This is a genomic window from Candidatus Poriferisodalis sp. (genome assembly GCF_965204125.1).
Lineage (GTDB): Bacteria > Actinomycetota > Acidimicrobiia > Acidimicrobiales > Poriferisodalaceae > Poriferisodalis.
On sequence record NZ_OZ241968.1, the window covers coordinates 1,244,865 to 1,269,950 of the forward strand.

At 68.2% G+C, this 25,086-nt stretch carries 23 protein-coding genes and 2 tRNA genes; 11 read left to right on the forward strand and 14 right to left on the reverse strand.

The window, feature by feature from the left end; genetic code table 11:
* Positions 1-14 precede the first annotated feature (14 nt).
* Genes ACOGXD_RS05810 through hutU form a run of 5 tightly spaced genes read right to left on the reverse strand, consistent with a single transcriptional unit; the run spans position 15 to position 6,433 of the window.
* Positions 15-1,478 carry an NAD(P)/FAD-dependent oxidoreductase gene (locus tag ACOGXD_RS05810; protein ID WP_419916958.1) on the reverse strand — a complete coding sequence of 488 codons (1,464 nt, stop codon included), beginning with the start codon at positions 1,476-1,478 and terminating at the stop codon, positions 15-17.
* Positions 1,479-1,502: 24 nt separating this feature from the next.
* Positions 1,503-2,795, reverse strand: coding sequence for an imidazolonepropionase (hutI, locus tag ACOGXD_RS05815; protein ID WP_419916959.1), 1,293 nt, complete (start codon positions 2,793-2,795; stop codon positions 1,503-1,505).
* Positions 2,792-4,159 (reverse strand): formimidoylglutamate deiminase, encoded by a 1,368-nt coding sequence (locus ACOGXD_RS05820; protein ID WP_419916960.1) that lies wholly within the window; start codon positions 4,157-4,159, stop codon positions 2,792-2,794. Before ACOGXD_RS05820 ends, hutI begins: the two co-directional genes overlap by 4 nt.
* On the reverse strand, positions 4,156-4,725 hold the full coding sequence (def, locus tag ACOGXD_RS05825) for a peptide deformylase (protein ID WP_419916961.1): 570 nt from the start codon (positions 4,723-4,725) through the stop codon (positions 4,156-4,158). The genes ACOGXD_RS05820 and def overlap by 4 nt, the downstream gene beginning before the upstream one ends.
* A 16-nt stretch (positions 4,726-4,741) precedes the next feature.
* Positions 4,742-6,433 carry a urocanate hydratase gene (gene hutU / locus ACOGXD_RS05830; protein ID WP_419916962.1) on the reverse strand — a complete coding sequence of 564 codons (1,692 nt, stop codon included), beginning with the start codon at positions 6,431-6,433 and terminating at the stop codon, positions 4,742-4,744.
* A gap of 65 nt (positions 6,434-6,498) precedes the next feature.
* On the opposite strand from hutU, the gene ACOGXD_RS05835 reads away from it, so the two are divergent.
* Positions 6,499-7,227, forward strand: coding sequence for an IclR family transcriptional regulator (locus ACOGXD_RS05835; RefSeq protein ID WP_419916963.1), 729 nt, complete (start codon positions 6,499-6,501; stop codon positions 7,225-7,227).
* Complete coding sequence (gene hutH / locus ACOGXD_RS05840; protein WP_419916964.1) at positions 7,224-8,753, forward strand: histidine ammonia-lyase; 1,530 nt, start codon at positions 7,224-7,226, stop codon at positions 8,751-8,753. The genes ACOGXD_RS05835 and hutH overlap by 4 nt, the downstream gene beginning before the upstream one ends.
* A gap of 26 nt (positions 8,754-8,779) precedes the next feature.
* Here the strand turns inward: hutH and ACOGXD_RS05845 are convergent, their stop codons facing one another.
* Both ACOGXD_RS05845 and ACOGXD_RS05850 read right to left on the reverse strand, forming a co-directional pair.
* The gene (locus tag ACOGXD_RS05845) at positions 8,780-9,175 is read right to left on the reverse strand and encodes a RidA family protein (protein ID WP_419916965.1); all 396 of its coding nucleotides are present in this window, start codon (positions 9,173-9,175) and stop codon (positions 8,780-8,782) included.
* A 28-nt stretch (positions 9,176-9,203) separates the two neighbouring features.
* Positions 9,204-9,291 (reverse strand) — tRNA-Ser (locus ACOGXD_RS05850).
* Between the two features lie 117 nt (positions 9,292-9,408).
* Between ACOGXD_RS05850 and ACOGXD_RS05855 the strand changes: the two genes are divergently transcribed.
* Positions 9,409-9,499, forward strand: a tRNA-Ser gene (locus ACOGXD_RS05855).
* Positions 9,500-9,551: 52 nt separating this feature from the next.
* Here the strand turns inward: ACOGXD_RS05855 and ACOGXD_RS05860 are convergent.
* Positions 9,552-10,655 (reverse strand): LLM class flavin-dependent oxidoreductase, encoded by a 1,104-nt coding sequence (locus ACOGXD_RS05860; RefSeq protein WP_419916966.1) that lies wholly within the window; start codon positions 10,653-10,655, stop codon positions 9,552-9,554.
* A gap of 144 nt (positions 10,656-10,799) precedes the next feature.
* Between ACOGXD_RS05860 and ACOGXD_RS05865 the strand changes: the two genes are divergently transcribed.
* Both ACOGXD_RS05865 and ACOGXD_RS05870 read left to right on the forward strand, forming a co-directional pair.
* Positions 10,800-12,473, forward strand: coding sequence for a chloride channel protein (locus ACOGXD_RS05865; protein WP_419916967.1), 1,674 nt, complete (start codon positions 10,800-10,802; stop codon positions 12,471-12,473).
* A gap of 36 nt (positions 12,474-12,509) precedes the next feature.
* Positions 12,510-13,229: a nitroreductase family protein gene (locus ACOGXD_RS05870; protein ID WP_419916968.1), complete on the forward strand. Its 720-nt coding sequence runs from the start codon at positions 12,510-12,512 to the stop codon at positions 13,227-13,229.
* Here ACOGXD_RS05870 and ACOGXD_RS05875 read toward each other — a convergent pair.
* Both ACOGXD_RS05875 and ACOGXD_RS05880 read right to left on the reverse strand, forming a co-directional pair.
* Positions 13,226-14,083: a sulfurtransferase gene (locus ACOGXD_RS05875; protein WP_419916969.1), complete on the reverse strand. Its 858-nt coding sequence runs from the start codon at positions 14,081-14,083 to the stop codon at positions 13,226-13,228. The genes ACOGXD_RS05870 and ACOGXD_RS05875 overlap by 4 nt on opposite strands.
* Before the next feature lie 37 nt (positions 14,084-14,120).
* Positions 14,121-14,879 carry an MBL fold metallo-hydrolase gene (locus tag ACOGXD_RS05880; protein ID WP_419916970.1) on the reverse strand — a complete coding sequence of 253 codons (759 nt, stop codon included), beginning with the start codon at positions 14,877-14,879 and terminating at the stop codon, positions 14,121-14,123.
* 76 nt (positions 14,880-14,955) lie between these two features.
* Between ACOGXD_RS05880 and ACOGXD_RS05885 the strand changes: the two genes are divergently transcribed.
* The 5 genes from ACOGXD_RS05885 to ACOGXD_RS05905 all read left to right on the forward strand — a co-directional run bounded on the left by ACOGXD_RS05885 (position 14,956) and on the right by ACOGXD_RS05905 (position 20,593).
* Positions 14,956-16,128: an acyl-CoA dehydrogenase family protein gene (locus tag ACOGXD_RS05885; protein ID WP_419916971.1), complete on the forward strand. Its 1,173-nt coding sequence runs from the start codon at positions 14,956-14,958 to the stop codon at positions 16,126-16,128.
* 210 nt (positions 16,129-16,338) lie between these two features.
* Complete coding sequence (locus ACOGXD_RS05890; protein WP_419916972.1) at positions 16,339-17,706, forward strand: DUF4349 domain-containing protein; 1,368 nt, start codon at positions 16,339-16,341, stop codon at positions 17,704-17,706.
* 101 nt (positions 17,707-17,807) lie between these two features.
* Complete coding sequence (locus ACOGXD_RS05895) at positions 17,808-19,349, forward strand: AlkA N-terminal domain-containing protein (RefSeq protein WP_419916973.1); 1,542 nt, start codon at positions 17,808-17,810, stop codon at positions 19,347-19,349.
* Entirely contained in the window at positions 19,346-19,837 is a 492-nt protein-coding gene (locus tag ACOGXD_RS05900) for a methylated-DNA--[protein]-cysteine S-methyltransferase (protein WP_419916974.1), read from the forward strand. Before ACOGXD_RS05895 ends, ACOGXD_RS05900 begins: the two co-directional genes overlap by 4 nt.
* Before the next feature lie 48 nt (positions 19,838-19,885).
* Entirely contained in the window at positions 19,886-20,593 is a 708-nt protein-coding gene (locus tag ACOGXD_RS05905) for a DNA alkylation repair protein (protein ID WP_419916975.1), read from the forward strand.
* Between the two features lie 152 nt (positions 20,594-20,745).
* Here ACOGXD_RS05905 and ACOGXD_RS05910 read toward each other — a convergent pair whose 3' ends face one another.
* From ACOGXD_RS05910 to ACOGXD_RS05920, 3 genes are all read right to left on the reverse strand, one after another.
* Positions 20,746-21,195 carry a nucleic acid-binding protein gene (locus tag ACOGXD_RS05910; RefSeq protein ID WP_419916976.1) on the reverse strand — a complete coding sequence of 150 codons (450 nt, stop codon included), beginning with the start codon at positions 21,193-21,195 and terminating at the stop codon, positions 20,746-20,748.
* Between the two features lies 1 nt (position 21,196).
* Positions 21,197-21,736 carry a hypothetical protein gene (locus ACOGXD_RS05915; protein ID WP_419916977.1) on the reverse strand — a complete coding sequence of 180 codons (540 nt, stop codon included), beginning with the start codon at positions 21,734-21,736 and terminating at the stop codon, positions 21,197-21,199.
* Between the two features lie 147 nt (positions 21,737-21,883).
* Positions 21,884-22,159: a hypothetical protein gene (locus ACOGXD_RS05920; RefSeq protein ID WP_419916978.1), complete on the reverse strand. Its 276-nt coding sequence runs from the start codon at positions 22,157-22,159 to the stop codon at positions 21,884-21,886.
* Positions 22,160-22,192: 33 nt separating this feature from the next.
* Between ACOGXD_RS05920 and ACOGXD_RS05925 the strand changes: the two genes are divergently transcribed.
* Positions 22,193-22,516, forward strand: coding sequence for a DUF4190 domain-containing protein (locus tag ACOGXD_RS05925; protein ID WP_419916979.1), 324 nt, complete (start codon positions 22,193-22,195; stop codon positions 22,514-22,516).
* 114 nt (positions 22,517-22,630) lie between these two features.
* On the opposite strand, the gene ACOGXD_RS05930 is transcribed toward ACOGXD_RS05925, so the two are convergent.
* Positions 22,631-24,985, reverse strand: coding sequence for a cell wall-binding repeat-containing protein (locus tag ACOGXD_RS05930; protein WP_419916980.1), 2,355 nt, complete (start codon positions 24,983-24,985; stop codon positions 22,631-22,633).
* Between the last annotated feature and the right edge of the window lie 101 nt (positions 24,986-25,086).

The following is a 25,086-nucleotide window of genomic DNA, read 5'->3' on the forward strand; positions in this document are numbered from 1 at the left end:
CGACCGACGGCGGGTCAGACCCAGGGGCAGTTGGAGTTGCGGTCGCCGAAGGTGCCGCCGGTGCGGTAGCGGTCCAGCGTGAACGGCTTGAGCTCGTCGGGCTTCTGGCCGTGCACCATCATCTCGGCGGTGAGCTTGCCCACGCCGATCATCTTGAACCCGTGGTTGGAGTCGGCAATCACCCAGGCGTTGTCGGCCACGTAGTCGAACACCGGCACGTTGTCGGGGGTGAACGCCCCGATGCCGCCATTGCGGCGTTCCTTGAAGTACGGCCGCAGGTCTTCCAGTCGCTTGAACAGCATGCCCAGCGTGGCGCAGTAGTAGTCGGCGAACCACTCCTCGGCCTGATACTCGTCGTTCAGGTGGCCGTAGGGCTCCACTGCCGCCCGCGGCCCGATCTTGATCGGGATCGTCCCGCCCTGCAGGCCGGGTGCGCCCACCCGCTCCGCTGCGTAGCGCGTGTATGAGTAGAAGTGGTCCTTCAGGAACCGGCCGTCGGGTGAGTACACCGGCGTGTTCATGAGTTCCACGTGCAACACCGGCGAGTCTTTGTGCTGGGCAGTGCGGAAGTCGACGCCGGGCGGCAACAGCACCTCGCCCTCGAGCAGCCGCCAGTAGGTCCACATGTCCATCTGCTCTTCGACATGCCCGTCGGGGTACAGCACGTCGAGTTGGCTGGGGCCGCCGAGCCATTCCCAATGCGTCGGCGTCCACGCCCCCGCACCCACGACGACCTGCTCACACGCGATCGACCCCTGGGTGGTCTCGACCGCGGTGACCGAGCCCGAGTTGTCGAACTGGTAGCCGGTCACGGTGGCGCCGTACACCCGCTGCACGCCCCACTGCCGGCACTTCTGGTCGAGACCCCACACCGCCAGGTGCGTGCCGGCGTAACCGGAGCGGTGCTCGTGCAGCACCACATCGCAGTTGTCGGTCTTGAAATCGGGCCACAAGTTGGTGAGGAAGGCACGGGCCTCTGCACCGGTGTAGACGTCGGAGGGGTAGCCGCTGGCAGCCTGGGACGCCTGCAGCTTCAGGTAGTCGTCGGTCTGGTTGGCCTCGCCCACCGACACGTAACCGACCTGCTGGAAGCCGAGGTTCACCGGGTCGGACTCCCACACCTCCACGCTGGCTCGCAGGATGGCGTGCAGCGGCCCGGTCATGTACATGTTGCGGACACAGCCGCAGGCCAGCCCGGTGGCGCCTGCCCCCGGGCCCTGCTTGTCGATCAGCACCACGTCGCTGCCGGAGCCCTTGCCGGTGCGCTCGAGGTACATGGCCAAGTGGTAGGCGCTCGACAGCCCGTGCACGCCCGCACCCACCACCACGAAGCGGGCGTGAGGCGGCAGCGGCACGGCGTCGAACACCGGGATGGCGGCGGGGTTCACCGCTTGGCCGTCCACCTCCGGCGGCAGGGGCCGGTTGGCGAACGGGTACCACTGGTTATGGCCGGTGGGATTTGGGATGGAGTTGGTCATGGCTGTCCTTCTTTCAGTTAGGGATCACATCTGGTTGTCTGTGGGCGGGAGCCGGTAGTCGGCGCCCAGCGTCCGCCAGATCAAGGGGACACCGGGCCGGTAGGCGAGGTGGTGGCGGCTGGGTGCATCCAGGATGGTCACGTGAGCCGGACTGCCGTTGGTGAGCCGCCCAACGTCAGTCCGGCCCAGCGCGACTGCTCCGCCGACCGTCACTGCGGCGACGGCTTCGTCGATCGTCATGCCCATGTCGCGCACCGCCATGGCAATGCAGAACGAGATGGACGTGGTGTAGCTCGAGCCCGGGTTGCAGTTGGAGGCCATCGCCACCTTGACCCCGGCATCGATGGCCCGCCGGGCATCCGGGTAGGGCTGGCGGGTGGAGAAGTCGGTGGCGGGCAGGAACGTAGCCACCGTGTCGCTGGCCGCCAAGGCCTCGATGTCGTCATCGGAAAGGTAGGTGCAGTGGTCCACCGACGCAGCGTCCATCTCGACGGCGAGCTGCACGCCCGGTCCGTGGCCGAGCTGGTTGCCGTGCACACGCAAGCCCAGCCCGGCGTCCCGACCCGCCTCGAGCACCCGGCGGGACTGCTCCACGCTGAACGCACCGGTCTCGCAGAACACGTCGATCCAGCGGACATGGTCCCGGACTGCCTCCAGCATCGGCCCGCACACCAGATCGATGTACTCGTCGGCCCGTCCCGCGTACTCGCTGGGCAGCAGGTGGGCTCCGAGGAACGTGGCTTCGGGAGTGACCTCCGCGGCGAGCAACGCCAACTCGATTTCGGAGTCGAGTGACAGTCCGTAACCGGTCTTGATCTCCACCGTGGTCGTGCCCGCCCGGTGCGTCTCGACCAACCGCTGGTCGAGCGACGCCGCCAGCGCGTCGCGGCCTGCGCCGCGCGTGGCCTCAGTGGTCACGCGGATTCCGCCCCCGTCGTATGGCTCGCCTGCCATCCGGCGGGTGAACTCCTGTGAGCGGTCGCCTGCGAACACCAGGTGGGTATGGGAGTCGACGAAGCCCGGCAGCACGCACCGGCCGCCGACGTCGAGACGCTCGTCGGCGACAGCGCCCGACGGGCCCACGGCTACCACCGTGTCGTTGTCGATGACCACCGAAGCATCGGTCACCACGCCCAGCGAACCATCCCCCAGCGCGGGGTCGTTGGTGACCAGCTCGCCGATGTTGTCGATCACCAAGGAAGTGCGCGGATTGACGGACCGTTCCTTCGCGTCGCCTATTGCTTCCCGCTCTTGTTCGCTTCGCTCACGGGCCGCTCGGGCCCCGGCTTCGCAATTCTGCTCAGCCTCTACGGTCATGGCGAAGTGACCTCCGTGATGGCCGAAGCCAGCTCCGTCGCCACGTCGATCGTCGTGTGTCGGCCATCACGCACGACGGTCGTGCCGCCCACCACCAGGTGGTGAACATCGGCACTGGTGGCCGCGAAGATCGCTGAGGCCAGCGCTGTCTCGGCGTCGGTGCCCGCCATCCGTACCGAATCGAGCCTGATCGTCGCGAAGTCGGCCAGTGCGCCCGCCTCCAGGCTGCCGCCCTCCGGCCAGCCGAGCGACTCGTAGCCGCCGGATGTGGCCATCGCGGCGAGATCATCGGCACCGAACACGCCGCGCTCACCAATCGTGGCGCGCTGATCGCCTTCGACCGTGCGGGCCTCTTCGAACATATCGACGGCGGCGTGGGAGTCGGAACCCAGGCACAGACGGGCGCCATGACGGGCCAAGCCGGCGCTGGGTCCGATGCCGTCGGCCAGGTCGCGCTCGGTGGTGGGGCACAGGCAGCAGAACGCGCCGGCCTCGCCGATCAACGCCTGATCGCGGCCGTCAGCATGGGTGGCGTGCACCAGGGTCGTCGTGGGGCCGAGCCCTCCGGCCTGCGCGATCAGGTCGATGGGAGTTACACCGTGGACGCCGAGACACTGCTCGTTCTCCGCCGGTTGCTCGGAGGCATGGAAGTGCAACGGGACGCCGCGCTGGGTTGCCCAGTCCGCCGCCATCTTGACGGACGGCGGATCGACGGCTCGCACTGAGTGCACCGCAGCGCCGACCTGCACCATCGGGTTCGATGCCGTGGCAGCCAGCTCCTCGACCCGAGCAACCCACCGGTCGGCACTGCCGTCGCTGAAGCGGGCTTGTTCGGGACGCAGCGGCTCGTGGCCGCAGTCCAGCGCGGGGTTCAGCCCGCCATGCAAGTACAGCGTGTCCAGCAGGGTCAGGCGGATGCCGGCATCTCGGGCCGCAGCCATCAGTGCCGCGCCCATGGCGTTGGCGTCGTCATAGCTGTCCCCGCCGGGACGGTGATGGACATAGTGGAACTCGCCGACCACGCCGATGCCGGCCAGGGCCATCTCGGCGAACACTGCCCGGGCCAGCCGGCCGTAGCTGTACGGGTCGAGACGGCCCGCCACCCGGTACATCAGGTCGCGCCAGCTCCAGAAGCTGCCTCGCCCAGCGTGAGTGCGGCCACGCAGGGCCCGATGAAACGCGTGGCTGTGCGCGTTGGCCAGCGCCGGCAAGGTCAGCCCCGCCAGCGGCACGGCGCCCTCTGGCCGGACCGGCACACCGGCGCGAACCGCCGTGATGCGGCCGCCCTCAACGGCGATCACCACGCCCTCTGCCACCCGGGGTCCGCCGAGCCAGGCCAGCTCGCACCAGTAGTGCGCGGTCATGCCAGCACTCGCTGGTTGAAGCGGGTGATGCGCTCAATGAACGCATCGCGGTGGTGGCGCTCGAACTCGTCCCAGGTGCACAGGGTGGACGGGTCGGCACGATCAGTGATCAGCACGCCGTCGAGATGGTCGCACTCGTGCTGCCAGGTGCCCGCGGTCAGGCCACGTGCGGTGATGCAGTGCTCGTTGCCGTCGCGGTCGAAGTAGCGGACGCGGAGATTCACCGAGCGAACCACGTCACCCCGCAGCGGCACCGACAGGCAGCCCTCGTTTATCACCACGGTCTCGTCGTCGAGCACGTCCAGCACGGGGTTGATGGCGACGGTCAAGGGGATCGGCGGCTTGTAGGGGTAACGGGGGTTGTCGTTCACCTCGATGACGACGACCCGGTCCGTCTCGCCGATCTGGTTGGCGGCCAGGCCTGCCCCGTTGGCGTGGCGCATGGTGTCGATGAGATCGTCGACGAGGCCCTGCGTTCGTTCGCTGGAGATCTCGCACCGCGGCACGGCTGCAGCCCGCGCCCGCAGCGCCGGATGCCCGATGGAGAGGATCTCCCGGACGGTCATGATCGCCGCCTCATCCTCATGACGCGGCGGGCCGGTCGGCGGGAATGCGCACGCCGCGCTCCGCGGCCACTTCCCACGCCCGGTCGTAGCCAGCATCGGCGTGGCGCATCACGCCAGTGCCGGGGTCGTTGAGCAGCACCCGCTCCAGCTTCTGCGCGGCCAGGTCCGTCCCGTCGGCCACGCTGACCTGGCCGGCATGGATGGAACGGCCGATGCCCACGCCGCCGCCATGGTGGATGCTCACCCATGACGCTCCCGACGAGGTATTGACCATTGCGTTGAGCAGCGGCCAGTCGGCGATGGCGTCGCTGCCGTCTGCCATGTCCTCGGTCTCGCGGTACGGCGACGCCACCGATCCCGAGTCGAGATGGTCGCGCCCGATGACGATCGGGGCCTTGATCTCGCCTGAGGCGACCAGCTCGTTGAACCGCAGGCCCAGCCGGTGGCGCTCCCCGTAGCCGAGCCAGCAGATCCGAGCCGGCAGGCCCTGGAACGCGACCCGCTCGCCGGCGAGCTTGATCCAGCGCTTGAGCGGCTCGTCGTCGGGGAACTCTTCGAGCACCGCCCGGTCAGTGGCGGCGATGTCAGCTGGGTCGCCCGACAGCGCAACCCAGCGGAACGGTCCCTTGCCCTCGCAGAACAGGGGCCGGATGTACGCGGGCAGGAAACCCGGATAGTCGAAAGCCCGCCCGTAGCCGCCGAGCTCGGCCTCGGCCCGCAGGCTGTTGCCGTAGTCGAACACCTCGGAACCGGCGTCGAGGAAGCCCACCATCGCCTCCACGTGGGTGGCCATGGCCGACCGGGCGCGGCGAATGAGCTCGTCGGGCTGGTTGCGCCGCATCTCCTCGGACGCCTCGGGCGACAGGTCGTTGGGCACATAGGTGAGCGGGTCGTGGGCGGAGGTCTGGTCGGTGACGATGTCGGCAGCGACGCCGTCTGCCAGCAGGCGGGGCAGCAGGTCGGCGGCGTTGCCGACCAGACCCACCGACAGCGGGCGGCGGGCCTGCACGGCCTCGTCGCACCGGCGGAGCGCATCGGCGTAGTCGTCGGCGACCACGTCGAGATAGCGGGTCTCCACGCGTCGAGCGACCCGCTCGGGGTCGACCTCGATGCACAGGGCGACTCCCTCGTTCATGGTGATGGCCAGCGGCTGGGCGCCGCCCATGCCGCCCAGCCCGGCGGTGATGGTGAGGGTGCCGGCCAGCGAGCCCCCGAAACGCTTGCGGGCGATGGCGCCGAAGCACTCGTAGGTGCCCTGCAAGATCCCCTGCGTGCCGATGTAGATCCACGACCCGGCAGTCATCTGGCCGAACATGGTCAGGCCCAGATGCTCCAGCCGGCGGAACTCGTCCCAGGTGCCCCAATCGGGCACGAGGTTGGAGTTGGCGATGAGCACCCGCGGCGCCCATTCGTGCGTGCGCAGCACGCCGACCGGCTTTCCCGACTGCACCAGCATGGTCTCGTCATCGGCGAGGTCGGTCAGCGCCCTGATCATGGCGTGAAACGCCGGCCACGATCGTGCCGCCCGACCGGTGCCCCCGTACACCACCAGTTCGTCAGGTCGCTCGGCCACGTCGGGATCCAGATTGTTCTGCAGCATCCGGAAGGCGGCCTCCTGGGGCCAGCTCCGGCACGTCAACGCCGTGCCGGTAGGTGCTCGCACCCCGCCGGGCGGGGCGCTGGCGGCGTGCTGTGTGCTGGTGGCCATTGACAACCTCGGCGCCGTGTGTGCGGTGCACCGCACGTTACCGAGGTTCGGCCTATGCTGTCAATATGCAGCAAGAAATTTCAGATAATGAAACTACTGCTGCGTCTCCGCTGCACCGGTCGCGCTCGGCAGAGCGGGTGCTGGAGCTGCTCGAGACCGTGGTCACCAACGGCGAGCTCAGCCTCACCGCGGCAGCCGCCCACACGGTCATGCCGGCCAGCACGGCACTGCGGCATCTGCGGGTGCTGACCGACCGCGGCTATCTCGTCAAGGACGGCTCCGGGGCATATTCGGTGGGTCCGGCGTTCGTGCGCACTGCCTTGGCGTCGATGCAATCGGGCCCCTACGCCCGGCTCCGTGCCGCCGCGCAACCAGAGCTGGAACGTTTGGTGGAGACCACCGAGGAATCGGCGTACCTGGCCGTGCGCGACGGTGACGCCGCTGTCTACATCGCCACGGTCGAGGGCCAGCGGGCCATCCGCCACGTCGGCTGGGTGGGCCGCTCGGTGCCCATCGAGGGCACCGCCGTGGGCGACGCGTTGCTCGCTGGTGCGCTGGCGCCCGGTTCCCTCCCTCAGCCCATCTTCAATACCGGCGCCATCGAGCCCGATGTCACCGCTGTCTGCGCGCCTGTCCATGGCAACTCTGGTGCGATCGCCGCGCTGTCGGTGTTGGGGCCGGCAGACAGGCTCGCCGGCACCCGCTTGCAGACGGCGGCTGACGCTGTGATCGAAGCAGCCGCCGCCACATCGGCCGCGCTCTCCTCCACCCCCGCTACTCAGCCTCGGGGATGACAGTGGAACTCGACGGCCCGGGCGTCACCGTCGCCGACGTCGTCGCGGTCGCCCGCCACCGAGAGCAGGTCCACCTCAGCGCCGGCGCGCTCGGCCGGATGGCCGCGGCTCGCAGCATCGTCGAGACCTTGGCCGAAGGCGAGCCGGCCTACGGCGTCTCCACCGGCTTCGGCGCCCTGGCCAACACCACCATTCCGGCTGATCGCCGAGTCGCGCTGCAGCAGTCCTTGATCCGGTCCCATGCCGCCGGTATGGGCCCGCCGGTTGAGGCCGAGGTGGTGCGGGCCATGATGTTCCTGCGGGCACGCACGCTCGCCTTCGGCGTCTCGGGGTCGCGACCGCAGATTGCGGAGACGCTGGTGCGCCTGATCAATGCGGGCCTGGTTCCCGTGGTACCAGAGCACGGCTCGCTGGGGGCCAGCGGCGACCTCGCTCCGCTCGCTCATGCAGCGCTCGTGCTGGTCGGGGAAGGCGAAGTGCTCACCGACGGCGGAGGCACGATCAGCGGGGCCGAGGCCCTGGCGTCGGCGGGCATCGAACCGTTGGTGCTGGCCGAGAAAGAAGGCCTGGCCCTCACCAACGGCACCGACGGCATCCTGGGAATGCTCTGCCTGGCCGTCCACGATCTGGCCGGGCTATTGAGGGTCGCCGACATCGTGGCTGCCTGCAGCGTCGAGGCGCTCCTGGCCACCGATCGGGCCTTTGCCGCCGACCTGCTGGGGCTGCGGCCCCATCCCGGCCAGCAGGCCAGCGCGGCCAACCTGCGCGCTGTGCTGGCCGGCTCACCCATCGTGGCCAGCCACCGCCACGGTGATGACCGGGTGCAGGACGCCTACTCCATCAGGTGCACGCCCCAGGTCCACGGTGCCGCCCGCGACACTCTTGACTTCGCCGGCGGCGTGACCGATCAGGAGCTGGCCTCAGCCATCGACAACCCGATGGTGCTGCCTGATGGCCGCGTCGAGTCGTGCGGCAACTTCCACGGAGCGCCGGTGGCGCTGGCAGCCGACTACCTCGCCATCGCCACTGCCGAGGTGGGTGCCATCGCGGAGCGCCGCATCGACCGGCTGCTCGACCCCAAGCGTTCCGCTGGGCTGCCCCCGTTCCTGGCCGACGACCCAGGCGTGGACAGCGGCCTGATGATCGGCCAGTACACCGCAGCCGCCCTGTGCGCCGAGAACCGGCGCCTCGCCGCACCGGCCGCGGTCGACTCGCTGCCCACTTCCGCCATGCAGGAGGATCACGTGTCGATGGGCTGGGGCGCGGCCCGCAAGCTCCGCCGGGCGGTCGCCAACCTGCGCCGCATCCTGGCCATCGAATGGGTGACCGCAGCCCGCGGCATCGAGCTGCGGTCACCCCTGCAGCCCGCCGCGGGCACCGCAGCCGCGCTCAGCCTGCTGCGCAGCGAAGTCCCCGGTCCCGGTCCCGACCGCTGGCTGTCGCCCGAGCTCGCCGCAGCCGATCAGCTGCTCATCGACGAATCCCTAGTCCCCGCAGTCGCAGCCGCCGCCGGCCCCCTGGCCTGAACCAACTCAGCCAATGGCCTGGTGTCTCAATCGGCGGCGGTGGCCTCGATCTCGATCATGAGCCCGGGGAAGGCGAGCTGGGTGACCCCGAGCAGCGTCATCGGTGGAGTTGCGCCCAGCGGACCGAATCGTTCACCGAAGGCGCCGAAGTTCCTCAGAGCTTCGTCCATGTCTGTGACGTAAACGGTGAGCCGCGTGATGCTGGACAGATCCATGTCGGCAGCGTTCACGACGGCCTCAAGATTGTCGAGCGCCAGCGTCATCTGGCTTCGCATGTCCCCGGCGTGCTGCGGTTTGCCTTCGGCATCCACCGATGTCTGACCAGCACACACCAGTTGCCTGCTCGCTCCCTCGATGATCTCGGCTTGGTTGAAACCGAAGTTCAGTGACCACGGCCACGGGTTGACTGGCGTCCTCTTCATTGCATCGTTTCCTTTGGCCTGAACGACTTGGCGGAGGGAGGGGGATTCGAACCCCCGGAGGCTTGCGCCTCAACGGTTTTCAAGACCGTCGCAATCGTCCACTCTGCCACCCCTCCGCAGGCCAAGCTAGCGGCGTACCTCGGGGTCACTGACGGGAAAAGGGATCGCTGAAGCCCGCTGGTTGGGGTTATCTTGAGTCGGCGCGGCTGGCGCCCAAGGGCCTGGCCGTGCATGGAGAGGTGGCCGAGTCAGGTTGAAGGCGCTTCCCTGCTAAGGAAGTAACTGCCGCAAGGTGGTTCGTGGGTTCGAATCCCACCCTCTCCGCACCTGTGAGATCGCCGTCAGCAGCGCTGCGGTGCGGCCGCGTCGGCGTGGGCTAGCCGCCCTGCACCACGGGGAGGACTTCGGTCTCGAGGAGCCTGCGCGCAACAGTTCCCTCAGGGGACGCATAGACATTCTCGTTGAACTGGCCCGAGAGCAACACCTTGTCGATGCCCATCGCCTCCAGCTCATTGAGCTTGGCGATGCAACTGTCCGGCGTGCCGACCACGCCGAACCGGTCCATGAAGTCTGCCGGGAGCGACGCGGCCTGCGGCGACTCGTTCCGCGAATGCCCGCCGAAGTCGTAGACCTCGTGCAGCGTGTGCAGCGTCTTCGCCGTCTCTTCGCTGGTCGGCCCGACCGGTGTGCCGCCCTGCATCACCTGGAAGCGAGCGAAGACCGACATCGGACCCCTGATCAGGTCACGTGCAGTGTCGGGGTTGGCGTGGCACGCCATGTTCAGGTACGCGCCGAACTTCACGCCGTCGGGATCGAGGCCGGCGTTGCGCCGGGCTGCCTTGGCAACATCGATGCCCCACGCGAGGCGTTCGGGGTCGGCACCGACAGCGAACATCACCCGATCAGCATGAACCGCAGCGATGCCGATCACCTTCGGGCCGGTGGCGGCCACCTCGACGGGAACTTTGCGGCCGTCGCCGCCCAGGGAGTCTTCGCTGAGCGTGCCCCATGCCATGCGGCTGACGCCGGGACCCTCCGCAAGCTCCAGCGCATCAGCCGGAGCGGCGTACTCCAGCGGGATGTCGATCTCATCGAAGGGCACATCGCCGCCGCTGAGATATGCCTGCAGCTGCTTTAGGTGACGCTCGAAGTGCCCCAAGCGACCGGGAGCGCGGCCCAGATGCACCAGGCACGAGTCGCCCCGACCGATGCCGAACTCAAAGCGCCCGCCCGAGACTTGGTCGATGCTCAGGCACGCGGCTGCATTCACCGCCGGGAGGCGGGTCACCGAATTCCCCACGGCAAGCCCGAGTTTGAGCCGCTCCGTCGCGGTGGCGGCCAGCGCCAGGGCCACGAAGCACTCGCCGCTGAGGTTCTGAGTGTCGACGACTGCCAGTCCGCCCCAGCCCCCGTTCTCGGCTGCCTTGGCCACGTCCCTGATCTGCAGCGGCGCCGGGAATGCGTGAAGCCAGAGTTCCATCGTTGTCACCGATCATTGTCGTAGAGCGTCGAAGGGACGCTAGTAAACGGCTCTTCGAAGTGCCGGAGCTCGATGAGCTGCCCGCACTGCACGTCTCGCCGCGTACCGTTGGCCGAGCATTACGGGACGAGGAAGTAGGCCTGCATGAGAAACCGGCTGCTTCGCTTCGCGACGTATGTCGCCGTGGGCGTCGTCACCGGATTCATCGTGGCCGCAGTCGCCGTGCTGACCGAGAAGGTGCTGCTCGAGCGAGTGCTGCACCTGCCGCCCTGGCAGCGGATGATCGCTCCCGCACTCGGACTGTGGGGCGCCGTCATCATGCTGCGCTGGGCCGACGCCGGCCGCCGGCTCGCGCCCTCGACCTCCGAGGAGTACATCCGGTCGTTCCACGACCGCAACCACCCGATGCGATTCCGGGATCTCCCAGCGCGTCTGGTTGCCGGCATCGTGACGGTGGGCTCCGGCGGCGCGGTCGGCCTCGAGGGTCCGTCCATCTACGCCGGCGCCACGGCTGGCAATGCGATGCAGCGAGTGGTCCGGCGGCTGTTCCGGGGCCGGGAGGGATACGCGCTGCTCGTGGCAGGTGCCGCCGCAGGTGTCAGTGCCATCTTCCAGGCTCCCGCCACCGGTGTGCTGTTCGCGCTCGAAGCCCCCTACAAGAGCGACTTGGGCCGCAGGGCGCTGCTGCCCGCCCTGCTCTCCAGCGCTTCCAGCTACGTCGTATACGTGCTGGTCACCGGCTTCGACGACCGTCCCTTCGAGATCGGCACCGAGATGGTGAGCGTCCAGTTCGGCCGCCAAGAGCTGCTGGGCGCCGCGGTTGTCGGCGCCCTCTGCGGCCTCGCGGCGTCGGCGTTCTGCCGTGTGCTGGCCATGGCCAAGCGGATTCACGCTTCCGACCGGCCGTGGTGGATGATCGCGCTGGGCGCCGGGGGAATCCTGGTGGGTCTCGCTGCGCTGTGCGAGGTGCTGTTCGATGCGCCGCTGTCGCTGGGCCCGACCGCTGAGGGACAGCTCACCGACTGGGCGCTGAACCCCGAGGCGTCGCTGTGGCTGCTCGGCGCCCTGCTGGTGATCAGGATCCTGGCGACCTCCACGGTGCTGGCGGGCGGCGGTGTGGGCGGCGTGTTCATCCCGCTCGCGGTGTTCGGCCTGATCGTGGGCCGCCTGGTGGGCGGGTGGATCGAGCTGGGGCCCGAGTCGCTGGCGTTCTTTCCCTTCATCGGCGTGGCCGCTTTCCTGGCAGCCGGCTACCGCACCCCGCTCGCGGCGGTGATGTTCGTGGCAGAGTCCACCGGGGCTCCGCTGTTCGTCGTGCCCGCGCTGGTGGCGGTGGCCGTGTCACAGGTGCTCATCGGCAATGCCTCGGTGTCGCAGTTCCAGCGCGACAGCCGCACCGGCCATCTCGAACGGCGCTTGGAGATGCCGGTCAACTCCGCCATGTCCACCGAGGTGCCGACCGTGAATGCCGATGCGCCGCTGGCCGATTTCGTGTGGGGCGTGGCACTGCCGCGCAAGCAGCTCGAAGCCATCGTGATCGGACCCGAACGGGAATTTCTCGGCGTGATACGGCTGAGCGACACCCGTGACGTGGACCGCAACGACTGGATGTCGGTGACGTGCGGCGAGGTGATGACAGCCGATATCACCCCGGCACGCCCGTCGTGGACGCTGCGCGAGGTCACCGAGGCGATGGCCGACGCCGAGATCGAGCTGTATCCGGTGATCGACAGCGGCGGGCGCATCGCGGGCATCGTCACCGAGAATGCCATCGTCAAGCTGGTGGACTTCCTCAACGAGACACAGGGCGACCGCTGAGCTTGCCCCGACAACAAAGGCAGATGAGCGAGGCCGATGATGAGTGAAGCCGAGCCGCAGCCGATCGGGCTGCTCGAGGGTCTGGCGACAACCCGGGCAATCCGCCGCTACCTGCCCGAACCGATACCCGACGAGGACCTCGCATCGATCCTGTGGCACGCCAGCCGCGCGCCCAGCGGCTCCAACCGGCAGATGTTCCGCTTTGTGGTGCTGCGCGACGGGCCGGCAGCGCAGCAGGCAAAGGCCCTGCTCGGCCAGTGCTTTCGGGACGGCTGGAATGCGAAGCGTTCGGGCGACGGCTACACGCAAGGCTCCGGTGCCGCCGACGACTCGCCCAAGGCCCGCATGGCCCGCACCATGCAGCACTTCGTCGATCACTTCGAGGAGACGCCGGTGGTGATCCTGGCGTGCTTGGTGCGCTACCGGAAGCCCACCTACGCCGAGGGCGCATCGGTGTATCCGGCCGTGCAGAACCTGTTGCTGGCAGCACGGGCGCTCGGCTATGGCGGCGTCATCACCGGTTGGCACCGCGACGTCGAGGACGAGCTGCGCGAGCTGCTCGGCATCCCAGAGGGCGTGGCGATCCACGCCACCATCCCGCTCGGGCGGCCCGCAGGGCGCCACGGTCCGGTGCGGCGACGGCCGATACGTGAGCTGGTGTATGAGGATCGCTGGGACCAGGTCGCGCCGTGGGCCGCCGACCCGCCTGACACGCGTTTCACCTCTGCAGGCCCGCCCCCCGGCTCACCGACCTAGACGGTCTCGGCGGGGCGATCGGTGTGGCTCCACTGCGACCACGAGCCGATGTACACCTGCGGGCGGCCGAGGCCCGCGCGTTCCATGGCCAGGGCATCCATGCAGGCGCTGACGCCTGAGCCGCAGTACACCACGGCGTTATTCCCGCCGTTTGCTTCCTCCACGCCTTCGTCCGCGTAGCGGGCGCGAAGCGTCGCAGCGTCGGCGAAACGACCCTTGGAGCCGAGATTGTCCGTCATCGGCACGTTGACCGCGCCGGGGATGTGGCCGGGGCGCGGATCGACCGGCTCGGTCTCGCCGCGGTAACGGTCGCCTCCGCGGGCGTCGATGAGGACGGCGGCTGGGTCGGCTCCGGCATCGGCCGCAGCGTCGATGTCGACGAACGCCCCTTCTGGCCAGGCTCGTACCGGGCACTCGCAGGCGGCTCGCGTGTTCGGTGCCGTCTCGGTAGCGCCCGTCCACGAGCCCAGTCCACCGTCGAGCAGTGCCGCATCGTGGCCGAGCACTCGCAGCATCCACACCATCCGGCCCGCCGCGGTGCCGTTCAGGTCGTCGTACGCCACCACCGGGTCGTCGGGGCCGATACCCAGGACCCCCAAGGATGCGGCGAAGCTCTCGGCGGTGGGCAGTGGATGGCGGCCATGGGCCGGCGTGCCGTGCGCGGACAGATGCGCGTCGAGATCCACCCAGATGGCGCCGGCGATGTGGCCCTCGAGGTAGGCGTCATAACCCGACCGGCCGTCGAGATACCAGCGCACGTCGCACAGCACGATGTCGTCGCGCCCGGCAAGCTCAGTGGCGCTCACCACCGGCGGCAGTGAGGCCATCACCCCTGCCCGAACATCATCAGCCACTGCGCCGCCATCACACGCTCGGCGCAGGGCACCGCTCTCAACCCTGCCCGAACATCATCAGCCACTGCGCCTCGCTGCTTGGCTTGAAGACGTAGTTCATCTGGCGGGTCTGGCCCATGGTGGCGCTGGGCTCGAACGAGTACCGGTGGCCGGGAAACAGCACGGCCGAGTCGGGCACCTTGGCGAGCGTGTCGTGCAGCGAGCGATACATCGCAGCGGGGTCGCTGCCCGGCAGGTCCATCCGCCCGCAGCCGTCCAGGAACAAGGTGTCACCGGCCACGAGCGCCCCGCCCACCAGGAAGCACTGGCTGCCGGGCGTGTGGCCCGGGGTGTGCAGCAGCTCGATGTCGATCGCACCCACCGACACCACATCGCCAGGGGCGTGCAGCTCCATGTCGCTCATCGAGATGCCGGTGGTTTTCTGCACCAATTCGGCCTCGGGCGCCTGCAGGTGGATCTTCGTGCCTTGGCGTTCAAGCAGCTGGGCGACGCCCTCGATGCTGTAGCCCATCATGTTCCCGCCGATGTGATCGGCGTGGAAGTGCGTGGCGAGCACGCCGGTGAGCTGCATCTCGTCTTCGGCCAGGATGTCGAGCAGGTCGTCGACGGCATACGCCGGGTCCACCACGACCGCTTCGCGGGTCTCCCGGTCGCCGATGAGGTAGGCGAAGTTCACCATCTGGCGGGCGATCGGGTCGCCGGTGGCGAAGTCCTGGCCCGACAGCAGCTGGCGGAAGTAGAGCCGGCTCTCGCCGGGCTGGCGTGCCTGCGGGTCGTCGGCAGTGTCATCACCCATGGCAGCGCACAGTACTCAGAGGCTGAGCTCCCGGGACGGGTTGGCCCTTCGGGTGCCGGCGCGGCAGTATGCGCCCATGAGTCAAACGCCTGCATCGCTGTCGGACTTCTACGAGATGGACGAATTCCTCTCCGACGAGGAAACGATGATCCGCGACACAGTCGCCACGTTCGTGGCCAAGGAGTGGGACCCGATCGTTGGCGACCACTTCGAGGCAGGCACGTTCCCGATGGAGCTGATCCCGACGATCGCCGACATGGGCCTGCTCGGCATGCACCTCGACGGCTACGGATGCGCGGGCGCGTCGGCCATGGCGTACGGCGTGGCCTGTCGCGAACTCGAAGCCGGCGACAGCGGACTGCGCAGCTTCGTGTCGGTGCAGGGGTCGCTGTGCATGTTCCCGATCTGGCGCTACGGCTCCACCGAGCAGAAGGAGCACTGGCTGCCGCGCATGGCCGCGGGCGAGATCATCGGCTGCTTCGGGCTGACCGAGCCCGACCACGGCTCTGATCCGGCATCCATGACCACGCGGGCGGTGCGGCGGGGCGACACCTGGATCCTCAACGGGGCCAAGCGGTGGATCACCAACGCCGGGCTCGCCGATCTGGCCATCGTGTGGGCCAACACCGACGACGGCTTCCGGGGCTTCCTGGTGCCCACCGACTCGCCCGGCTTCGAGGCCCGCAAGATCCAGAACAAGCTCTCGCTGCGGGCCTCGGTGACCGGCGAGTTCTACATGGACGATGTCGAAGTGCCCGAGTCGATGCGCCTGCCCGACGCGCTCAGCATCGGCGCGCCGCTGAGCTGTCTGTCCGAGGCCCGCTTCGGCATCGCCTTCGGCGCTGTCGGCGTGGCCCGCTGCTGCTACGAGCAGGCGCTCAGCTACCAGCTCGAACGCCCCCAGTTCGGCAAGCCGCTGGCCAGCTTCCAGATCAGCCAGATCAAGTTCGCCGACATGCTCACCGACATCACCAACGCCAACCTGCAGGCCATGCGACTGGGCCAGCTCAAGGAACAGCACCGGCTGCGACCGCATCACATCTCGATGGCCAAGCGTCACAACTGCCGCGTCGCCATCGATACCGCCCGCACCGCCCGGGCGATGATGGGCGCCAACGGCGTCTCCACGGAGTACGCGCCGATGCGCCATGCGGCGAACATAGAATCGGTCATGACCTACGAGGGCACCGAGGAGATCCACGGGCTGATCCTGGGTCAGCAGATCACCAACATCCCGGCCTTCCGCTGACAGCGCGCACGGCCGCATGACAGCGGCGCGTGTCATGGTCTCGCGACCGACACGCGACCGCAATGGCCCTGCGGGAACGATCACGGGACCATGAGCGTCACTCAGGTAGCGCCGCTCGACGAGCGGCCGACCCAGGGAGGGGACGCCATGGGGGTTCCAAGCAAGCGCCGAACCAGCAGTAGCCCAGGCAGATGGGCACGATCGCTGGCCGTGACCGCGGCAGTACTGACCGTGACTGTCCTGGCAGTGGCCTGCGCCGGCAGCGGCGACGACGATTCGTACGCCGACGCTGAAGCCACGGCCGCTGCTGCTGAAGAGCACATGGAAGCCGCTTCCGCCGACATGGACGACGGAGAAGAGATGGCCATGGAGGAAGAGGCCAGGGAGGTCCAGCTGACTTCGAGCGGCGCCGCCGCTGAAGAAGATATGTCGGATGACTCCGGCACAAGCGCCTTGGCGGCGGGGGTGCCCGCTGTGCCAGCCGATCTCGGCCGCGACATCATCTACACGGCCTGGATAGCGGTAGAGACCGCCGACGTGGCCGCCGCTGCAGCGCAGGCCAACTCGATCATCCAAGGACTCGGCGGGTTCACATTCTCCCAGGACACACACACCCAAGGCCTTGCCTACACCACGCTGACCTTCAAGGTCCGGCCCGAGCAGTTCTCGACGGCGCTGGAACGGCTGTCCAACGTGGGCGAATTGGTCGAACAATCCGTGAACGCCGAGGATGTCACCGACATCGTCGTCGACCTGAACAGCCGCATCTCGACCGCCGAAATCAGCGTGAACCGGTTGCGCGACTTCCTGTCGCAGGCCACCGACGTGAAAGGCGTCGCCGAACTGGAACGCGAGCTGGCCAACCGCGAGACCAACCTGGAACGGCTCCGCGGGCAACTGCGCTCGCTGCGTGACCGAGTGGACCTGGCCACGATCACGCTGTCGATCACGGAGTCGGTCGAGGCGGTGCCGCGCACCTCGGCGGTCCTGCGGGCCTGGATGGCAGACGGCGACGACGACCCGTGCCTCGGGTTCACGGATCTGGCCACCTCGCCGGACGGTGATGTGGGCTTCTGCTTCGAGCTGGAGAACGAAGGCGAGACCGTGCTCACCGGGGTGACGCTGAGCTCGAATGAGCTGCGGTTCAACACCGATGATCTGATCGTGCCGGACGGAACGGATCTCGACCGGATCGAGCCCGGCGAGCGAGCAGTGGCGACGCTGACTCTGCCGGTCACCGATGGGCGCATCGCTGGGCGGGTGGCGACCCGCGGGCTGGAGATCAACGTCCGGCTGAGCGCAGTGCCCGTCACCGAGAGCGGCACGGAACTGGCCCGACTGGCCCGCAGCCAAGGTCTGTATCTCTTCGTCGAGGAAGAGGACGCGCCGCCGAGCTTCGGCGATGCGCTGAGCGGCGGCTGGAACGCGCTGGTTGCGGTCGGCAACGGCGTGCTGCTCATCATCGGCGCCCTGCTGCCGTTCCTGCCGGTCATCCTGATCGCGCTGGCGGTGGCGTGGTGGTGGCTGCGGCGGCGTCGGGCCCGGCAGGCCGGCGCGGCGCCCGGCGCCGAGGCCTGATCTCTCCGCGGCTCTTCAGCGGCCGCTGGCAGAATCGGACATATTCGGACGTCCATGGGCGATGTCCGTTTGTGTCCGATGCGGCCTGCCAGACTCACCTCATGCAGGTATCGGCCGTGCGCACGACGGGCATCTACTGCCGAGCGGACTGCTCGGCGCAGCCGCTGCCGCGCAACGTGACGCAGTACTCCAACCCGGTGGCCGCGGAGGCGAACGGATTCCGTCCCTGCCTGCGCTGCCATCCAGAGCGTCGCGCCGGATCGCTCGCCGACCTGGACGTGCCGGTGCCGGTCGGGGCGGCCCTGCTGCGGATCAACGACGGGTTCTTGGACGACCACGACGAAGAGGCGCTCGCAGCCCACGTGGGCTATAGCGGCCGGCAACTGCGGCGGCTGTTCGAGCACCATGTCGGGGCGACGCCCACCACCATCGCCCGGTCGCGTCGTGCGCACTTTGCTCGCTGCCTGATCGACGACACCGATCTGACCTTCGCCGAGATCGCCCGGGCCGCGGGCTTCGGCGGGCCGCGCCAACTGCATCGGACCATCACATCGGTGTTCTGCTTCACGCCCACCGAGCTGCGCTCAAGACGGCGGCAGGGCGAGCGGCCTCACCTCGACGGCGGTCTCGTGCTCGCGGTGCCGTATCTGGCGCCGTTCGACTTCGAGACGTTCATCTCGCACCAGGGCGCTCGAGCCATCCCCGGCGTCGAAGCCGTCAGCGCCGATGCCGACGGGCACTCCAGCTATATCCGCAGCTTCAGCGCCTGCGGCCACCCCGGCATTGCCGAGCTGGCTGTGCCCGAAAGCGCCGCTCCCATGGCGGTCGGGCCGAACAGCGCCGCCGCTGTGCCTGCTGCTGGCGACCGAGACCACTTGCAGCTGCGGCTGCACTTGCCGACGTACGACTCGATCATCGATGCGGTGAGCCGCTGCCGGGCGATGCTCGGTACCGACGACGACCCGTCACCGGCCGAAGCTGCGCTGGCCGATGATCCGCTCATCGGCCCTCTGGTGCGGCAGGCGCCCGGGCTGCGGGTGCCGCGATCATGGGACCGTTTCGAGACCGCCATCCGCATCGTTGTCGGCCAGCAGATCTCGCTCGCTGCGGCTTCCACGATGTGCGGCCGTATCGCCCAGCGCCTCGGCACGCCCTTCGAACCTCCATCGGAGTGCTGCGTCGACGTCCAAGTGCCTTTGACCCATCTGTTCCCGGGTGCGGCGAGCTTGGCTGATGCCGGAGCGTCCGGGCTCGCCGGGCTCGGATTCACCCAGCGACGCATCGACACCATCGTGGGCCTGTCCGAAGCCGTCGCGAGCGGCGATCTCGACTTGAGCGCGGCAGACACGCTCGACGACACCGTGGCGCGGCTCTGCGAACTGCCCGGCATCGGCCCGTGGACCGCGCACCTCATCGCCATGCGCGTCTTCGGCGCAGACGATGCGTTCCCCGCCTCAGACCTCGGCCTGCGCCGGGTCGCCGAGCGTCTCGTCGGCCACTCCGTCACCGCCGCCGAGCTAGAAGCGTTGGCCGAGCCGTGGCGCCCTTACCGTTCGTGGGCTGCACAGCACCTGTGGCACGCCGCCGGCAAGTCCAGCCCATCATCCGCTGACAAACCCAGCACAACCGGGAGCAACTCATGAGCACCGATCCTCACTGGCACACCACCATCGACAGCCCCATCGGGCCATTGGGCCTCGTGGCGACCGACGAGGGGTTGCGTGCCGTGTCGTGGCGCGGTGACGAGACGTCCGTCAAGCTGCCAGACGACATGGTCGAAGACCCCGGCCATCCGATCCTGCGCCAGGCAGCGCTCCAGCTCAGCGAGTATTTCGACGGCGATCGCACCAGCTTCGACGTGCCGCTCGACCTGCGCGGCACCCCGTTCCAGGAGGCGGCCTGGCGGGCACTCGGCGACATCCCCTACGGCAGCACCCGCAGCTACGGCGAGCAGGCCGCGCTCGTCGGCAGGCCCAAGGCTGTGCGAGCCATCGGCCAGGCCAACGGCCGCAACCCGGTGCCGATCGTGCTCCCCTGCCACCGGGTCATCGGTGCCGACGGCTCGCTCACCGGATTCGGCGGCGGCCTCGACCTCAAGACGCAACTGCTGCAGCACGAAGGCGCGCTATAGCCGGGGCATGCACGGTCGCGCAGGAGCCGAAGGCAGGCAGCTCTGATCATGGCCAACACCGAGCTCGTTGCCGACATCCGTCGCGCGCTCGCCGACCATGCCAATCCCGACAAGGCCGAGGGCATGCGCGCCTACATGAAATCCGAGATGCCCTATCGCGGCGTGCAGAAACCGGCCCGCCGCAAGCTGCTCAACGCACTCCTGCGCGCTCACCCGTTCGACGACAAGACGAGCTGGCAGAACACGGTCTTCGAGCTCTGGCGCAACGCCGAGTTCCGGGAGGAGCGCTACATCGCCCTCGACATCGCCGGCGCGCCGAAGTGCCGGCCCTTCCGCACGCTCGACACGCTGCCGATGTTCGAAGAGTTCGTCGTGACCGGCGCCTGGTGGGACTACGTCGACGACATCGCCACGCACCGCTTGCGCGAGCTGCTCGAGGCCTACCCCGGCGACATGTCCGGCCACATGCGCTCATGGAGCGGCGACAGCGACATGTGGAAACGCAGGTCATCGATCATCTGCCAGATCAACAGGAAAGACGAGACCGATCTCGACCTGCTCTTCGATTGCATCGAGCCCAACCTGTCCCACACCGACTTCTTCGTCCGCAAGGGCATCGGGTGGGCGTTGCGCTCGCTCGCATGGACCGACCTGCCGACCGTCGAGAACTACGTCGCCCGCAACCGCAACCGCATGAGCGCACTGTCCGCTCGCGAAGCCCTCAAGAACGCCGACAAGATCCGGCGCGCTGTATGACCCACCGTCACGACAGAGCCACCAGGCGCGTTCGGCGTGGCGTGAGTGCGCGACCGCAGTCGGGTGTCCGACACCTCAACCGGCCAGCAACCTGCGATTGGCCCGAGCTCTGTTGGCGCGAAAGACCCCGACCATCGGACCAGTCTCGAAGGCTAGATGTCGGCCCAGTGTTTGGCTTCGACGAAGCGTTCGAGATGGGCGACGTTGGTGGTTGCGACGACGACCTGTTGGGCGGGGTCTGCCGCGGCCACGCTGCGGGCTTGGGCTGCGAGCAGGACGTCGCCGTCGAGGGCAGCCTGGTGCGCAGTGGGGTACCCGCTGTTGCGTGCCTCAGCCCACAGCGACGCGGCGTCGCGCATGACCGGCGTCGACAGGGGCGCGTAGCTCAAGGCGGCGCAGAGTTCGTCGAGTCGGGCGAGCCCGGCGGCTCGTCCTGCGCGGACCAGCTCTCGCCGCACTTCGTAGTCGGCGATCTCGGGGAGCACGAGGCTGGCGCCGGCGGCTGCGTGTGCTCGTGCCCATTCCCAGGCATCGTTGCCGGGCCTTCGTGGCGTCGGGTTGCTGAGCAGCCCGAGGGGACCGCTGTCGAGCACGATGACCATGTCAGAACCGACGTCCTTCAGCGCGCCGGCTGCTGGCGAGCGCTTCCATCAACATCTGAGCCGTCTCTTCGCGCTCGGCGTCGCTGCCGATGGCCGCGACGGCATCGAGCGCCGCGAGTGCCCGCGAGGAGGCATCGGCGCACGAGGTGTCGTCAAGGGCGAAGTGCTCGGCCTTGGCAAAGAGACGGGCGCCCTTGACCGCGCCCTTGCGGCCAGTGCGGCGCCAGCCGAGCTTGACCATCTTGAGCTTGACAGCGACGCCGATGGTCTGGCGTGCGCGCACGGCGGTCTCATCGCTCGAGATCAGCGCTCCGATGACCGGGTCGGCCTCGATGAAGCGGGCCACCCCGCAGAGTGCGGGCAGTCCGTGCATCTCGGCGTCGATGAGCCGCTGCTCGTTCGCGGGGTCGTTGAGCAGCGAGAGCAGCCGCAGGTACGCCTCAGGATGACGACTGAACTCGCCGTGGTACTTGACGCCATGCGCGTCGGCAGCGAAATCGGCTGCGCACAGCTCTCGCCCCGGCCCGGTTCCGCTAGTCATGCCGCCAAATTAGACATCCGATTTGCAGATGTCAAAAATACGATGCTCAGCGGGATATTTGCTAGGTGGCCCTTACAGTCGCAAAAGCCCCGCTGCCGAGGACAGCGGGGCTCCTGCGATTGCACTTCCATGAGGAGAGGCGGCAAGTTAGCCGAGCCGGAACGCGATGGCCAGCAGCACGACGATGAACACGACGTACATCGCGAACCCTGCGATGGTGGTGTTCGCCCACCGCAGGCCTTTGGCGAGCTTGGCGGCGTCCTGGGGGCGGCTGATCAGGTCACGAACACTGACGAAAATGCCGGCGACGAGCACAATCCATCCTCCGAAACTGAGCAGTCCCCAGCCTGCGACCAGGCCGACAGCTATGAACACGACCGACACTGCGATCGAGGCCAAGGCCGCGCGTTGGCGGAATCTCATGAGTCAATGTCCACGACACCTAGATTCTCCCGCGTGGACGAGGACACGCGCCAACCGTTGACCGTTCGGCACAGCCGGTTCGCGGTGGCGGCGTTTATGTGTTCTGCGTTGACGATCGGTCCTGCTGGTGTTGTTCTCGGTCACGTTGCGCTGTTCAAGATCAAGCGCCGAGCTGAGCGCGGCCGTGAACTCTCGCTTGTAGCGCTTGGGCTCGGCTATCCCCAAACCGTGTACTGGGCGTTGGTGAACTACGGCGTGATTCCGCAGGTCATCAACGCTGCCGGGGTCGCTTCGATAATGTTCACTTTCGCCGTCATCGCTCTGATCGGTTTGCAGCCTTGGAAGAGAGACGAATGACGGCCCGGCCGCGGCCCGCGGCCCGACCCGACAACCCGCCCGTCTGGAACGATCGGCGACGCTGGCGGCTGCTGCTGTTTCTGGTGCCGCCGACCTAGCTGCGTACGGCATGCCCTATCCGGCGGGAACGATGGTGATGGCGTGCGTATCGCCGTTGTCGGCGTCGAGGGTGATGGTGTAGCCGCGCACGGTGACCGATTCGCCGACTTCGAGCACCGGGTAGCCGTCGACCTGACCGTTTCCGCTGTCGCCGGCGATTCGCATTGGCAGATGGCCCGAGGGGGTGAGCATGTCCACTGTGTAGACCAGCACGCCCTCATGGAGGAGCGCCGGAAAGCTGACCGTCTCGCCGTGTGGCCCGGTGAGCGACGCGTCAGCGTCATAGCCGAGCTTGCGGCGGCTTTCTACGACGATCACCTCGCGGGCGTTCAGCGGAATCGCGGCCATCGCGACCTGTCCGTCGGGTTGAGCGATGGGCGCGAGCGTCACGCTGGCCTCGGAGCCGCTGAGGCAGCGCACCTGGGATTCGCGGAGCCATCCGAGCTGCCAGCGGTGCCACGCCAGCATCTCGTCCGCACGCATGGCGGGAGCTGTCAATACGCCGTATACACCGGAGGGGCCGCCGTCAGGTGGTTCGATGTCGCGTCGCAACAGCATCTTGGATTCGCTCTCGAGGAAGTAGCTGTAGAACTCCATCACGCCGAATCGGGCGGCAATCCACTCCATGCCGCTCGGAGGGTCGGGCAGCACAGGGGTGTCGCCGTCGAAGGAAAAGAGATCGGGCAGGCCGAACCCGTGCGCAAGCTGGTGTGCGGCGAGCTCGCCCCAATCGACCACCGCGCGGTACAGCCATTCGCCGTCACCGAAACGGAGGATGTCCCGCTGTTCCAGACGGCCGGTGAACCGCTCTGTGTTCACGGCGGCCATGATCATCGTCGTGCCGTCAGCAGCAACCAGGCCATTGGGACCTGCGCCGCCGAAGTGCAAGCTCGGGAATACCGTCAGGACGACGTCCGTGTCTGAGAAGTCGAACACCGGATCGGCCAGTTCGACAGCTTGTCGGCTGACGAGCCATCCAAGGCGTCGGCCGAAGTGCGTCGTGCGCATGTAGTGGTCGTATGGCTCGGGAGCTCGGAGCCACTTGTGAAAGGCCTTGACCTCGACATCGAGCTGGCCGTAGCTGACGGTTTCGATGTACTCCTCCATGAACTGCAGGCCCAGATCGGCCTCTTCACGAGTGGAATACTCTGACTCGGCGTCGTGGAAGTCCATGAACAGCACGGCCACGCTCAATGTGTCGGTGGACGGAGCGAACACGTGGGGCTGCGGGAATTCGGCCGTGTCGGCGCTCGCGCCGCGCGGCCGGCACTGGGCCATGGGGTCCTCACCAGCGAGATAGGTGTCAATGGCCCTTGGGGCGACCGCTGCGTCGCCTCCGAACACCTGCAGCGTGAACGTGTGGCCGGCATCTCGGGCGATATCGAGCACTTCCGCTGCGTCCGCGGGGATGCGCTCGGGGTCGGCTAGCACCAGCGAAGCGCACTGCCGGCCCAACAACGGTGCTGCGCTGATCGCGTCGAACGGCACACCGGCACGCGCCACCCCGACGGTGTCGGGCGCGAAACATGCTCGCCCGGCAGCGTCGCTGTAGGCCCCCGCGATGAGACTCGCCGTCTCGGCGGCGATGCCATAGATCGTCCTGCCCGCCATACGAGTCACCGACGCGCCAGTGGCGGCGATGGCTGATTCGACTTCTGCGCTCAACGCAGCGGCGCCGCCCATCACCACCACATGCTCGATCTCTGCATCCGCGAGATACGCGGCCACGTCGGGATGCAGCCGATCAGGCGGTGACAGCAGCACCGGATGCACACCGCGAGCGGCGAAGGGGCCAGCCACCAGCGCCCCCGTGGACGCGGTGCCGCTCGCCACGATCGCCGTGCGGCCTCTGGAGCCCATTGCACCCGGGATGACATGACGAGCCGCGGCGACACTCGTCGTGTAGGGATCCGAGCCCGCTACGCGTGACACCGAGATGCCCAGTTCCTCCACAGCGTCCGCCACCTCAACGCTGACGCCGAGGCTGCGCCCGTGGTCGTCGTCACCCGAGGCGTCACCGATCACCACTACCTCGGTCAGCCCTGCACGCTGCAGGAACTCCACGGCGTCGCCACGCAGCTCGTCCGGAGGGGTCAACAGCACCGGCGAGCCAAGTGAACCGGCCACCGGCACCGCCACGACCGCGTCGGTCCAACGCTCACCAGATGCCAATACCAGCGACGGCAAGGACCCACCTGCATCCGCCGCGAACGCTTCTGCGACCAGCAGCGACGTCTCATACCGGTCCGCGCCGCCGTAGCGCAGCACCGACACACCCGAACCGTCATGGGCGGCCGCACCCGCCGACCACGACCCAGCACCGCCAAGTGCCAACGACGCCGCAAGCGCCGCGACGCACAAGCGCCGCATCCACCGCAAGCTAGGTCCCGGTCCGATGGCTAAAGCTGCCTTTTGTCCATGCGTGGCCGAGCACTCGAAGCGTGCGACGGCCGGAACACGATGGCACAGTA